A 12,120-nucleotide genomic window follows, 5' to 3' on the forward strand; every position below is an offset into this window, starting at 1 on the left:
ATTACTGGACCTCATTGAAATACTGCTGATAAGTGGATTCGCTGAAACCCAGCAGCATAGGCTTACCGGGCGTGCAGAGCAATGGTCGTTTGATAATTGCCGGCATCTCCAGCATCAGTTCGACGGCGGAATTCGCATCGGTAATCGCTGCGCGACGGGATTCATCGAGCTTGCGCCACGTTGTACCGCGCGTGTTCAGCAACGCTTCCCAGCCCAGTTCAGCGATAAATTTATGCAGCAGTTCTGCATCTATTCCATCGACGCGGTAATCATGAAAACGATAGTCAGGCTGGTGCATCTCCAGCCAGCGGCGCGCTTTTTTGATGGTGTCACAGTTTTTTATGCCGTACATAATCGTCATGCATGAATCCTTTTGGCTTTATGAGCGTTACTTAAACAAATAATTAGAACAATGTGTAAAATAAACCATAGCAGGCTAAATATAACGTAATTCGGGCGAGGCCGTGTAACAAATATAACCAGCTTGATACAAATTGAATAAAAGTTCGCCTTGTCAGTATTTCATCCCCTCACCAGACTTATTCAATATGCCTTAAATTAAATTTAATAATTAATCAGTTTGCTAATTAAATTTTTCACAGAAAATAAGGCAGATGAATATCAAACAGTTGTACGGCAAACGCCTTCAGAATGCGATCCAGGTTTCATTTTTCTGACAGGTTTGCAGTGCAACCCCAGAGCAGGCAAAGGCTGCAACGTATCGGGTAAATGTTTCTGAATATTGCTAAGCGTCACATTATGCCACAGCCATATTAGGCATATTAGGTTCATAACGGCGGATCATCAGGAGGAGTAATCAAAGCGATTGATTAAATTCTCTTCACACGCAGCGGCAAGTTTAGTAATATAGCAACAATAATAAGAGAGGTTGTTATGATTGAACATGAACTGGGGAACTGGAAAGATTTTATTGAAGCAATGCTTCGTAAATAATATCCAGTGAATGCACAAAGCACGTAAAATTAAAGAAAAACAGTGGTGAGTAACTCTCCCGCGATAAAACCGACAAAAAAGGCGACCTTACAGGTCGCCTTTTTATTGCTCGTTGCTCAGGCGTCGTGCGGCGGTCGTAGTGGAAAGCGGCGACGCACCAGCACAAAGAATAGCGGCACAAAGAAGATAGCCAGAACGGTGGCGGATATCATCCCGCCCATCACGCCCGTACCTACCGCATGCTGGCTTGCCGAGCCCGCGCCGCTGCTGGTGGCCATCGGCAATACGCCGAAGATGAAAGCGAGCGAGGTCATTAAAATGGGTCGCAGACGCTGACGGCACGCCTCAAGCGTGGCGCTGAGCAGATCCTGCCCTTTGCTGTTCATCTCATTGGCAAATTCCACAATCAGGATGGCGTTTTTGGCGGAAAGCCCGATTACCGTCAGCAGACCGACCTGGAAATAGACATCGTTTTCAAGCCCTCGCATCCAGGTGGCGAGCAGGGCGCCGATCACCCCGAGCGGCACGACCAGCATCACGGAAAAAGGCACCGACCAGCTCTCATACAGCGCTGCGAGACACAAAAATACCACCAGCAGTGAAATAGCATACAGGGCGGGCGCCTGCGCGCCGGAGAGGCGTTCCTGATAAGACATGGCGGTCCACTCCAGGCCAAAGCCGCCTGGCAGTTGGCGCACAAGGTTTTCCATAATCGTCATGGCCGTACCGGTGCTAACACCAGGCGCCGCTTCACCGACAATTTCCAGCGCCGAATAGCCATTGTAACGCTCAAGGCGCGGCGAACCCGTTTCCCAGCGCGAGGTCGCGAAGGCCGAGAAGGGCACCATGCCGCCTTCGCTGTTGCGTACATACCACTGATTAATATCAGACGGCAGCATGCGGAATTTGGCGGCCGACTGCACATAGACCTTTTTCACGCGGCCGCGATCCATAAAGTCATTCACATAGCTTGAGCCCCAGGCGGTTTGCAGCGTGTCGTTAATATCGTCGATGGCGACGCCAAGCGCCTGCGCCTTGCGCTGGTCGATATCAATCTGCAACTGCGGGCTGTCGTCGAGGCCGTTGTGGCGCACGCGGGTGAGCTGCGGGTTTTTCCCGGCCATGTCGAGCAGCCGATCGCGGGCCTGCATCAGCGCGTCGTGACCCGCCCCGGCATGATCCTGCAGCTCCATATCAAAGCCCGCTGAACTGCCAAGACCGCTGATAGCAGGCGGACTGTTAGCGAACACGCGCGCTTCGTTAATGCTGCGAAACGCTTTCGTCGCGCGCTCGATAATAGCATCGGCGCTGCCGGTATCCGGGTCACGCGCGTCCCAGTCTTTCAGGCGGATAAACATGCGCGCCACGTTCTGCCCGTTGCCGCCAGGGCCGGAACCCACGGTGGCGAAGACCGAGGTCACGTTCTCTTTCTCCTGGGTAAAAAAGTAGTGTTCGACTTTTTGCACCACTTTTAGCGTCTGCTGCTGGGTAGAGCCGCTCGGCAACTGTACGGAGGTGATAAACATGCCGCGGTCTTCCTGCGGCAGAAACGAGGTCGGCAGGCGTAAAAAGAGCACCACCATGCCGACCAGCAGCAATCCGTAAATCACTACCCAGCGAAAGCTGCGATGAAGGATTTTCGCCACCCCTTTTTCGTAGCGGTCGGCGTTGCGGTTGAAGACACGGTTGAACCAGCCGAAAAAGCCGCGCTGGCCGTGATGTTCGCCTTTATGCAGCGGTTTAAGAATCGTGGCGCAAAGGGCAGGAGTGAGGATCATCGCCACCAGCACCGAAAGCACCATCGCCGAGACGATGGTAATAGAAAACTGGCGATAGATAGCGCCGGTGGTGCCGCCGAAGAAAGCCATGGGGATAAATACCGCCGAAAGCACCATGGCGATGCCGACCAGCGCCCCCTGAATCTGGCCCATCGATTTTCGCGTCGCTTCGCGCGGCGATAACCCCTCTTCGCTCATGATGCGCTCGACGTTTTCTACCACCACGATGGCGTCGTCCACCAGCAGACCTATCGCCAGCACCATGGCGAACATGGTGAGAGTGTTAATGCTGTAGCCGAATGAATAAAGCACCGCGAACGTGCCCATCAGGACCACCGGCACGGCGATAGTGGGAATCAGCGTGGCGCGAAAATTCTGTAAAAAGAGGTACATCACCAGAAACACCAGCAGGATCGCTTCCAGCAGCGTTTTCACCACGTCGATAATAGACGCCTTAACGAATGAGGTGGTCTCATAGGCGACTTTGTATTCCAGCCCGTGCGGGAAATAGTTCGACAGCTCGTCCAGCCGGTCAAGCACCCGCTCCGCCGTCGCCATTTCGTTGGCGCCCGACGCGAGCTTCACCCCCAGTCCTGACGCGGGGTTACCGTTATAGCGGCTAAGGTAGTCATATTTCTCCGCGCCCATCTCCACCGTCGCCACCTGGCCCAGCGTCACCGTTGAACCATCCTGATTCACGCGCAGCGTAATATCGCGAAACTGCTCCGGCGTTTGCAGCAGCGACTGGGCGTTAATAGTGGCGTTAAGCGCCTGATTATCTACCGATGGCGTGCCGCCAAGCTGCCCGACGGCTATCTGGCTGTTCTGCGACTCTATCGCGCTTACCACGTCCTGCGTGGTGAGCTGAAAACTGGTGAGCTTGTTCGGGTCGAGCCAGATGCGCATTGAGTATTGCGATCCATAGGCGTCGATATCGCCGACGCCGTTTATGCGGCTTAGCGGGTCCTGAATGTTGCTCGCCACATAGTCAGCGATATCCTGCTTATCCATACTGCCGTCGGTAGAGACGAAAGCGATGGTGAGGATGTTGGTGTCGCCTGTTTTACGCACCGTCACCCCCTGATTTTGCACCGCCTGCGGCAGTTTACGGAGCGCCGATTGCAGCTGGTTTTGCACCTGCTGCACTGCTTCATCCGGATCGGTGCCTGCAAGAAAACTCAGCGTCACGGTAACCTGCCCCGTACTGCTGCTCTGCGATGACATATACATCAGGTTATCGAGGCCCGTCATGTTCTGCTCGATAACCTGGGTGACGGTGTTTTCCAGCGTCTGGGCGGACGCGCCGGGATAGTTAGCGGTAATGCGAACATTAGGCGGCGCCAGCTCCGGATACTGCTCGACCGGTAAAGACATAATCGACAGCGTGCCTGTAAGACAAAGCAGAATTGCCAGAACCCAGGCAAAAATGGGGCGATCGATAAAAAAATTCGCCATCAGAATCAGTACCTCTTAATACTTCGTATCGTTATTATTGGTAGCCGCAATCACTGTAGCGTTAAGCGACGGGTCAAACGTGGAGAAATTGAGGAGAAAGTGTAAATTATCATGCGGTTTTTGCAGGCTGCTGTCAGCCTGCAAGAGGCTCACTGCGTACGGGTGTTGAGAAACAAAACGGTAGCCGCCACGCGCGAGCGCACGTTAAGTTTACGCAGCAGGTTGCGGATATGCACTTTTACCGTTTCTTCAGAGATATGCAGCGTGGCGGCAATTTGTTTATTCGACAGCCCGCGCGCCACTTCCTGCAGCACATCAAGCTCACGCTCGGTTAACAGGACAAAGGGGCTGTCGCTTTTGCTTTTATCGTTACGTTCAGCAAGGTAGCGGCGCACTTGCTCGCTGAACGCATCGCCATGCGCTGCGCCGTGGCGAATGGCGCTAAGCAGCGCTTCCGGGTCGCTGTCTTTCAGCAGATAACCGTCCGCCCCGGCGTCTATCAGCGCATAAATATCGCTGCGGGCATCGGAAACGGTGAGCACGATAATCCGGGCGTTTACGCCGTCGCGCCGCAGGCCGTTCAGCGTATCCAGCCCGCTTAGCCCCTTCATATTCAAATCCAGCAGGATGACATCAGGCGACAGGCGGCTTGCGAGACTGATGGCCTCTACGCCGCTGCTCGCTTCGCCCGCCACGCTGAAATAACTGTCGGTTTCCAGCAGTTGCCGGATGCCGCGGCGCATCAGTGGATGATCGTCGACAATCAGCACCTGACAGGTGGGTTTTTCTGACATTGCGTGCTCCCGGGTATTAATCGTTATCGTCATTGTTGTTATCCGGCCTCCCTGCCGTTTGTTCGCCGCTAAGCGTGGTAAAACTCACGCTCACCAGCGTGCCGCCATTGCGCTGGCGGCTAATGGTCAGCGCGCCGCCTAACCTTTCGGCGCGCTCTCGCATGATAGTGAGCCCATAGTGGCCTTCAGGCTCATTCACGCTTTCGATGCCGCAGCCGTCGTCGTGAATATATACCGCATGATGCCCCTCCGGTGCGCTGACGCAGCTCACTGAAATCTCCTGTGCGTCTGCATGTTTTATCGCGTTCAGCACCGCTTCGCGGATTATCTGCAACAGATGCACCTGCTGCTGCGCATCCAGCGCCAGCAGCGACAGGCGGCAGTCGAGTCGGATAGTCGCTGCCGTTTGCGCGCGCAGCGGTTCAATCATCTCTTCCAGCGCCGCGGGAAAGTCCGCCTGCTGGAGCGTCAGGCGAAAGGTGGCCAGCAGTTCGCGCAGTTGCTGGTAAGCATCATTCAACGCGCGGGTAAAATCGCCGATGATACCCTGCGCCGCGCGGTTCTCTTCCGGCACGGCCCGTCGCAGCAGGGTAAGCTGAATGCGCAGATAAGAGAGTACCTGCGCCAGCGAATCGTGCAGTTCGCGCGCAATGGTGGCGCGCTCCTCCATCAGCAGCAGTTGCTGGGTGTGCTTTTGCGCCTGGTTAAAATAAAGCCCGCGGCCCAGCATGTTCGCGACGCTTTGCATCAGTTGCGGCGAGGGTTTGTCAGCCGTTTCGCCCTGCCAGCGCAGCTCGCCGAATCGGGTCTCCTGCATCGTGATAGGCAGCGTCTGCCAGGGCGCGTCCGCCTGCGCTTCGCCCTCCTGCAAACGCCACGTCGCGCCGACCGCCATCTCTACGCTGCTTACCGGCTCGTGCTCGCGGACAAGCTGGAGGATATGGCGAAAACAGCGGCGGTCGATGGTGCCGACGTTCAGCGCCTGCGAGCAGTGAAACAGCACCTCCAGCATGCGATTCGCCTCCTGCAGGCTGAGGGTTTTCTCCGCCACGCTCTCTTCAAGCGAACGGTAAAGCTTCTCCAGCTCGCCTGACATGCGCGTGAAGGTGCGGCCCAGCAGGCCGAGTTCGTTAGTCAGGCGGGTTTCCAGCGGCGGGTGATCGAATCGCCCCTGTTCAATGCGGCGGCTGGCTTCCACCAGCGCGCTAAGCGGCGCCACCACCTGCTGGTTAATGCGCCGCAGGGTGAAAAAGACCAGCAGCAAAATAGCGCCGAAGCCCAACAGGCAGATGGCGACCACCAGCAGCATTTTTCGCTCGGCGTAGTGTTGCAAAGCCAGAACGAAGCTGTCGATTTGCGCTACGTAGCTTGCGATATTCTGCCGGTACCAGATGATGTCGCCGCGCGCCAGACGGGCATCCATTTGCCGCCAGCGATCGTGGAGCAGGGCATAGCTTTCCTGTACCTGCATCGGCACCCAACGGTGGTGAAGCTGCTGAAAAACGGGGGAGTCAAGCGTCCGGCCATATTGCTGACGGTGCAAGGCCAGTTGCGGGTCGTTCGCCTGTAAGTCATACCCCAGTCGGTAGCTTTGCATACGTAAGGAACCCGCAATGTTGACCGCCTCGGCGTCGCGCAGGCTGCTGGCGAGCGTAAGCAGCGCTACGCCGGTGGAAAGCAGCGAAAGCAGAACGATACAGAAAAAAGCGCGTGCCAGGCTTTTCGAGACCGGACGTTTAACAATCACCGGGGAGTTCCTCATCTTAACTGTGGACGCAACCTACCAGAAAGCGAGGCCGGGGAAAATGCGTGAGGTCCGGGTTAACTCCTTTATCTACGCGATCATTGCGGCACGTCACGAACGCCGCGTCTTGCCGGGTTTTTTTCCCCAACAGCCACCGCTTCCAGCGCGAAAGCCGGAGTTTGCGCCTGGCGCGCTGCAACCTTGATCCCGCATCGTGATTTACCCCTAAAGAGGGATGCCTGACTACTCCCTTGTAACTTAATGTTACGCCGCAATAAAAGCCGCACTTAATGCGGGGATACCCACTTTCGCGGCGCCTGCCGCAGCGCAAAACAGGGAAGGGAAATGGCGGAAATGTCGAGACGTGGCCTACTGACCGGACGCAAAGCGCCGGTTATTCGTCCGCCCTGGAGCGGGTCGGAAAGCCATTTCACCGAACGGTGCAGCCGTTGCAACGCCTGCCTGAACGCCTGCGAAACCGGTGTCCTGCGCGCTGGCGCAGGCGGCTTTCCACAGCTTGATTTTACCCATGCCGGCTGCACATTTTGCTACGCCTGCGCCGCCGCCTGCCCGCAACCCATTTTTGCTGAGCGAAGCGCCCGTCCCTGGGAATACCAGCTTGCTCTCAGCGCACAATGTCTCGCCCTGCATCGGGTGGAGTGCCGCTGCTGTCAGGATGTCTGCCAGACGCAGGCCATCCGTTTTACACCTGTGTTGACCGGCGTCGCGATACCGCATATCGCGCCAGAAGCGTGCAATACCTGTGGCGAATGCCTGCGCGCCTGCCCGGTGTCGGCATTAAGCCTGAGGATAACGCATGACCGCTGAATGGCACGTATGTGGATTACTGGTTCAGGCTCGCCCCGGTGATATCGCGGCGGCGGCAAAGAGCATTAGCGCGCGGCCTGGCTGCGAGGTCGCCGCGCAGGATGAGGCTGCGGGCAAGCTCGTGGTTGTAATGGAAGCCGCGACCAGCGCGGCGTTATTAGCCAACATTGAGTCGGCGCGCCAGCTTGAGGGCGTACTGGCTGTGTCGCTGGTTTATCACCAGCAGGAAGCATGTGAGGAACACCATGAAACTCAGTCGTCGTAGCTTTATGAAAGCTAACGCCGTCGCCGCAGCGGCAGCGGCAGCGGGCCTCAGCGTACCTTCAGTCGCCCGCGCGGCGGCGGGCGATGCGCAGACTATCAAGTGGGATAAAGCGCCGTGTCGCTTTTGCGGCACCGGTTGCGGTGTGCTGGTGGGCACGCAAAATGGCAAGGTCGTGGCAAGCCAGGGGGACCCGGACGCGCCGGTCAACCGCGGCCTTAACTGCATTAAAGGCTACTTCCTGCCAAAGATAATGTATGGCAAAGATCGCCTGACGCAGCCTCTGCTGCGCATGAAGGATGGCCAGTTCGATAAAGAAGGCGAGTTTACGCCCGTCAGCTGGGAGCAGGCCTTCGATATTATGGAAGAGAAGTTTAAAACCGCGCTGAAAGCGAAGGGGCCGGAAGCCATCGGCATGTTTGGCTCCGGCCAGTGGACCGTCTGGGAGGGATACGCTGCCGCCAAGCTTTTCAAGGCGGGATTTCGCTCCAACAACATCGACCCGAACGCGCGGCACTGCATGGCGTCCGCCGTTGTGGGCTTTATGCGCACTTTCGGCATGGATGAGCCGATGGGGTGTTATGACGATATCGAACAGGCGGATGCTTTTGTGCTCTGGGGCTCCAACATGGCGGAGATGCACCCTGTTCTCTGGTCGCGCATCGCTAACCGCCGCCTCTCTGACAGCAGCGTCAATGTTTCGGTGCTCTCGACCTTTGAACACCGCAGCTTTGAACTGGCGGATAACGGCATGGTCTTCACGCCGCAAACCGATCTCGCCATTCTTAACTACATCGCTAACTACATTATTCAAAACGATGCGGTAGATAAGACGTTCCTCAGCCAGCATGTGAATATCAAACGCGGCGCCACGGATATTGGCTATGGGCTGCGTCCCAGCCACCCGCTGGAGCAAGCGGCGAAAAACCCCGGCTCCGACGCCGCCGAACCGATGAGTTTTGACGAGTACAAAGCGTTTGTGGCGGAGTATACGCTGGAGAAAACCAGCGCCCTGAGCGGCGTGCCTGCCGACCAGCTGGAAGCGCTGGCGAAGCTTTACGCCGACCCGGATAAAAACGTCATCTCCTACTGGACGATGGGGTTTAACCAGCACAGCCGCGGCGTATGGGCAAATAACCTTTGCTACAACCTGCATCTTCTGACCGGCAAAATCTCGAAGCCCGGCTGCGGGCCTTTCTCCCTGACGGGCCAGCCTTCCGCCTGCGGCACGGCGCGCGAAGTGGGGACGTTCTCCCACCGCCTGCCTGCCGACATGGTCGTGACAAATGATAAGCACCGCGACATCGCCGAGCAGAAATGGAACCTGCCAGCGGGCACTATTCCGGCGAAAGTCGGCCTGCACGCCGTGGCGCAGGACAGGGCGCTGAAAGACGGCAAGCTCAACGTTTACTGGGTGATGTGCAACAACAACATGCAGGCCGGGCCGAATATCAATCAGGAACGTATGCCAGGCTGGCGCGATCCGCGCAACTTCGTGATCGTCTCCGATCCCTATCCAACGGTGAGCGCGCTGGCGGCGGATCTGATCCTGCCGACCGCTATGTGGGTGGAAAAAGAGGGCGCTTACGGCAATGCCGAACGTCGCACCCAGTTCTGGCGTCAGCAGGTTAAAGCGCCAGGCGAGGCGAAATCGGATCTCTGGCAGCTCGTTAACTTTGCGAAGCGTTTTAAAACCGACGAGGTGTGGAGCGAAGCGCTGCTGGCGCAAAAGCCGGAGCATCGCGGCAAGAGCCTTTATGAGGTGCTGTTTGCAAGCCCGGCGATAAGCCGCTTCCCGCTGAGCGAGCTGGCGGAGGACCAGCTTAACGATGAGTCCCGCGAATGCGGGTTCTATCTGCAAAAAGGGTTGTTTGAAGAGTACGCAAGCTTTGGACGCGGACACGGCCACGACCTCGCGCCGTTTGATGATTACCACAAGGCGCGCGGTTTGCGCTGGCCGGTCGTGAACGGTCAGGAAACACAGTGGCGTTACAGCGAAGGACACGATCCCTATGTCAAAGCGGGCGAGGGTTTTAGGTTCTACGGCAAACCGGACGGCAAGGCCGTTATCTTTGCGCTGCCTTACGAGCCTGCGGCGGAATCGCCGGATAAAGAATATGACCTGTGGCTCTCTACTGGTCGCGTGCTGGAGCACTGGCACACCGGCAGCATGACGCGCCGCGTGCCGGAACTGCACCGTGCGTTCCCGCAAGCCGTGCTTTTCATTCATCCGCTGGATGCAAAAGCGAGGGGATTCAGGCGAGGGGACACCGTAAAAGTGGTCTCCCGTCGTGGCGCAGTCACATCGATTGTTGAAACCCGCGGCCGCAACCGTCCGCCGCAGGGGCTGGTCTATATGCCGTTTTTCGATGCCGCGCAGCTGGTAAACAACCTGACGCTTGACGCCACCGATCCGCTCTCGAAAGAGACGGATTTCAAAAAGTGCGCCGTGAAGCTTGAGAAAGCCTGAGGCGTAACGGCGTTACCGCGGCGCGGCGAGAGGCTGCGCCAGAGCGAGTTTCATAATAATGACAGAGGGAATTCGGGAGCTAATCATGAAGAACCATTTCCTGAAAAAGGGGCTGTTTTATTGGGCGGCGCTGTTGCTGCTCTTAAGCGGCGCGGCATGGGCGGCTGGCGGCATGGATTTTAGCCAGTCGCCGGAAGTGTCGGGCACCCAGGAGGGCGCTGTGCGCATGCCGAAGCAGCAGGAGCGAATGGCGCTGAACTATGTTAATCAGCCGCCGCTGATCCCGCACAGCGTGGATGGCTACCAGATAAACACCAACACTAACCGATGCTTGCAGTGTCACGGCGTGGAACACTACCGCGCCACGGGCGCGCCGCGCATAAGCCCAACCCACTTTATCGACAGCGAAGGCAAAGTGCTGGCGGGCGTCGCGCCGCGTCGTTATTTCTGTCTGCAATGCCATGTGCCGCAAACGGACGCGTCGCCCATTGTCGATAACACCTTTACGCCGTCTAAAGGCTTTGGTCAGTGAGGCGCGCCATGAACCCTTCCCGCAAACCTGGCGTACTTAAACGCCTGTGGCTGTGGTGGCGCCGTCCGAGCCGTCTGGCGCTCGGCACGCTGCTGCTCATTGGCTTCGCCGCCGGCATTATTTTCTGGGGCGGCTTTAATACCGGCCTTGAAATGACCAACCGTGAAGCGTTTTGCATCAGCTGTCATGAGATGCGCAATACCGTGTATCAGGAATACATGCAGACGGTGCACTACAGCAACCGAAGCGGGGTGCGCGCCACCTGCCCGGATTGCCATGTTCCCCATGAATGGGCGCCGAAAATGGTGCGTAAAATTCAGGCCAGCAAAGAGCTTTACGCCAAAGCGTTTGGCTTAATCGACACGCCGAAAAAGTTTGAAGATCACCGGCTGGCGATGGCGCAAAATGAATGGCGGCGAATGAAAAACAACAATTCTCAGGAGTGCCGCAACTGCCATAATTTCGATTTTATGGATTTCAGCGCGCAAAAAACCGTGGCGGCAAGCCTGCACGATAAAGCGATTAAAGCAGGGCAAACCTGCATCGACTGTCATAAAGGCATCGCTCATAAGCTGCCGGATATGGCTGAGGTGAAAAACGGCTTTTGAGTCCCTCTCCCCTGATGGCAGGGGAGGGGTTTCAGACGCCTTCGCGCGACAAATCCCTTCCGGCGGCTTACTATAAACGACCCGACAGTGTTGAACAGGAAGCCGCGATGTCGCTCAACATTACTCTTGTTAAAGATAAAATCCTCTCCGAAAACTATTTTGTCCTGCGCAACGTGACCTATGACCTGACGCGAAAAAATGGCGAAGTTATCCGCCACAAGCGCGAAGTCTATGACCGGGGCAACGGCGCCGCCGTTCTGCTTTATAACCGCGAAAAGCAAAGCGTGGTGCTGATTCGCCAGTTCCGCGTCGCCACCTGGTTGAACGGCAACGCCGACGGTATGCTAATAGAAGCCTGCGCGGGCCTGCTTGATGACGACGAACCGGAAGTTTGCATTCGCAAAGAGGCGATTGAAGAGACGGGCTATGAAGTCGGCAATGCCACTAAGGTCTTTGAACTTTATATGTCGCCGGGCGGCGTTACCGAAATTGTGCATCTTTTTATCGCCGAATACAGCGACGCACAGCGCGCCAGTGCGGGCGGCGGCGTGGAAGACGAAGAGATAGAAGTGCTGGAAATGTTGTTCAGCGACGCGCTGGCACAAGTAAAAAGCGGGGAAATCCGCGACGCTAAAACGGTGATCTTGCTACAGCACCTGCATGCCAGTGGAATAATGTATTGATTTCGCGAGGCA

Annotated in this window: 11 protein-coding genes; 7 read left to right on the forward strand and 4 right to left on the reverse strand. The window is 56.8% G+C overall.

Annotation, left to right across the window (positions count from 1 at the left end; translation table 11 throughout):
* Position 1 precedes the first annotated feature (1 nt).
* Complete coding sequence (locus IEX01_RS16225; RefSeq protein WP_024561443.1) at positions 2 to 361, reverse strand: ArsC family reductase; 360 nt, start codon at positions 359 to 361, stop codon at positions 2 to 4.
* Between the two features lie 533 nt (positions 362 to 894).
* On the opposite strand from IEX01_RS16225, the gene ypfM reads away from it, so the two are divergent.
* Positions 895 to 954, forward strand: coding sequence for a protein YpfM (gene ypfM / locus IEX01_RS16230; protein ID WP_100207200.1), 60 nt, complete (start codon positions 895 to 897; stop codon positions 952 to 954).
* Between the two features lie 116 nt (positions 955 to 1,070).
* Here the strand turns inward: ypfM and acrD are convergent, their stop codons facing one another.
* The 3 genes from acrD to narQ all read right to left on the reverse strand — a co-directional run bounded on the left by acrD (position 1,071) and on the right by narQ (position 6,728).
* Complete coding sequence (acrD, locus tag IEX01_RS16235) at positions 1,071 to 4,187, reverse strand: multidrug efflux RND transporter permease AcrD (protein WP_188724173.1); 3,117 nt, start codon at positions 4,185 to 4,187, stop codon at positions 1,071 to 1,073.
* A gap of 149 nt (positions 4,188 to 4,336) precedes the next feature.
* Positions 4,337 to 4,981, reverse strand: coding sequence for a nitrate/nitrite response regulator protein NarP (gene narP / locus IEX01_RS16240; RefSeq protein WP_024558695.1), 645 nt, complete (start codon positions 4,979 to 4,981; stop codon positions 4,337 to 4,339).
* A gap of 16 nt (positions 4,982 to 4,997) precedes the next feature.
* Positions 4,998 to 6,728, reverse strand: a complete 1,731-nt coding sequence (narQ, locus tag IEX01_RS16245) for a nitrate/nitrite two-component system sensor histidine kinase NarQ (RefSeq protein WP_188724174.1) — start codon at positions 6,726 to 6,728, stop codon at positions 4,998 to 5,000.
* Positions 6,729 to 7,079: 351 nt separating this feature from the next.
* Here narQ and napF point away from each other — a divergent pair, with 351 nt between their 5' ends.
* The 6 genes from napF (at position 7,080) to nudK (ending at position 12,108) form a co-directional block, all read left to right on the forward strand.
* Positions 7,080 to 7,553 (forward strand): ferredoxin-type protein NapF, encoded by a 474-nt coding sequence (gene napF, locus IEX01_RS16250; protein WP_373289692.1) that lies wholly within the window; start codon positions 7,080 to 7,082, stop codon positions 7,551 to 7,553.
* Positions 7,543 to 7,818, forward strand: a complete 276-nt coding sequence (locus tag IEX01_RS16255; protein ID WP_024558692.1) for a chaperone NapD — start codon at positions 7,543 to 7,545, stop codon at positions 7,816 to 7,818. Before napF ends, IEX01_RS16255 begins: the two co-directional genes overlap by 11 nt.
* Positions 7,799 to 10,285: a nitrate reductase catalytic subunit NapA gene (gene napA / locus IEX01_RS16260; RefSeq protein ID WP_188724175.1), complete on the forward strand. Its 2,487-nt coding sequence runs from the start codon at positions 7,799 to 7,801 to the stop codon at positions 10,283 to 10,285. The genes IEX01_RS16255 and napA overlap by 20 nt, the downstream gene beginning before the upstream one ends.
* Before the next feature lie 85 nt (positions 10,286 to 10,370).
* The gene (gene napB, locus IEX01_RS16265; protein WP_024558690.1) at positions 10,371 to 10,817 is read left to right on the forward strand and encodes a nitrate reductase cytochrome c-type subunit; all 447 of its coding nucleotides are present in this window, start codon (positions 10,371 to 10,373) and stop codon (positions 10,815 to 10,817) included.
* 8 nt (positions 10,818 to 10,825) lie between these two features.
* Positions 10,826 to 11,425, forward strand: coding sequence for a cytochrome c-type protein NapC (gene napC, locus IEX01_RS16270; RefSeq protein WP_024558689.1), 600 nt, complete (start codon positions 10,826 to 10,828; stop codon positions 11,423 to 11,425).
* 107 nt (positions 11,426 to 11,532) lie between these two features.
* Positions 11,533 to 12,108, forward strand: a complete 576-nt coding sequence (nudK, locus tag IEX01_RS16275) for a GDP-mannose pyrophosphatase NudK (protein WP_024558688.1) — start codon at positions 11,533 to 11,535, stop codon at positions 12,106 to 12,108.
* Positions 12,109 to 12,120: the final 12 nt, after the last annotated feature.

Origin of the sequence: Franconibacter daqui (assembly GCF_014644275.1) — a bacterium.
In the GTDB taxonomy this organism is placed as follows: domain Bacteria; phylum Pseudomonadota; class Gammaproteobacteria; order Enterobacterales; family Enterobacteriaceae; genus Franconibacter; species Franconibacter pulveris.

What these genes read in the sequence shown, in the direction of transcription:
- IEX01_RS16225 (WP_024561443.1), bottom strand. Translation starts at nt 361, where the DNA reads ATGACGATTATGTACGGCATAAAAAACTGTGACACCATCAAAAAAGCG.
- acrD (WP_188724173.1), bottom strand. Translation starts at nt 4,187, where the DNA reads ATGGCGAATTTTTTTATCGATCGCCCCATTTTTGCCTGGGTTCTGGCA.
- narP (WP_024558695.1), bottom strand. Translation starts at nt 4,981, where the DNA reads ATGTCAGAAAAACCCACCTGTCAGGTGCTGATTGTCGACGATCATCCA.
- napF (WP_373289692.1), top strand. Translation starts at nt 7,080, where the DNA reads ATGTCGAGACGTGGCCTACTGACCGGACGCAAAGCGCCGGTTATTCGT.
- IEX01_RS16255 (WP_024558692.1), top strand. Translation starts at nt 7,543, where the DNA reads ATGACCGCTGAATGGCACGTATGTGGATTACTGGTTCAGGCTCGCCCC.
- napA (WP_188724175.1), top strand. Translation starts at nt 7,799, where the DNA reads ATGAAACTCAGTCGTCGTAGCTTTATGAAAGCTAACGCCGTCGCCGCA.
- napB (WP_024558690.1), top strand. Translation starts at nt 10,371, where the DNA reads ATGAAGAACCATTTCCTGAAAAAGGGGCTGTTTTATTGGGCGGCGCTG.
- napC (WP_024558689.1), top strand. Translation starts at nt 10,826, where the DNA reads ATGAACCCTTCCCGCAAACCTGGCGTACTTAAACGCCTGTGGCTGTGG.
- nudK (WP_024558688.1), top strand. Translation starts at nt 11,533, where the DNA reads ATGTCGCTCAACATTACTCTTGTTAAAGATAAAATCCTCTCCGAAAAC.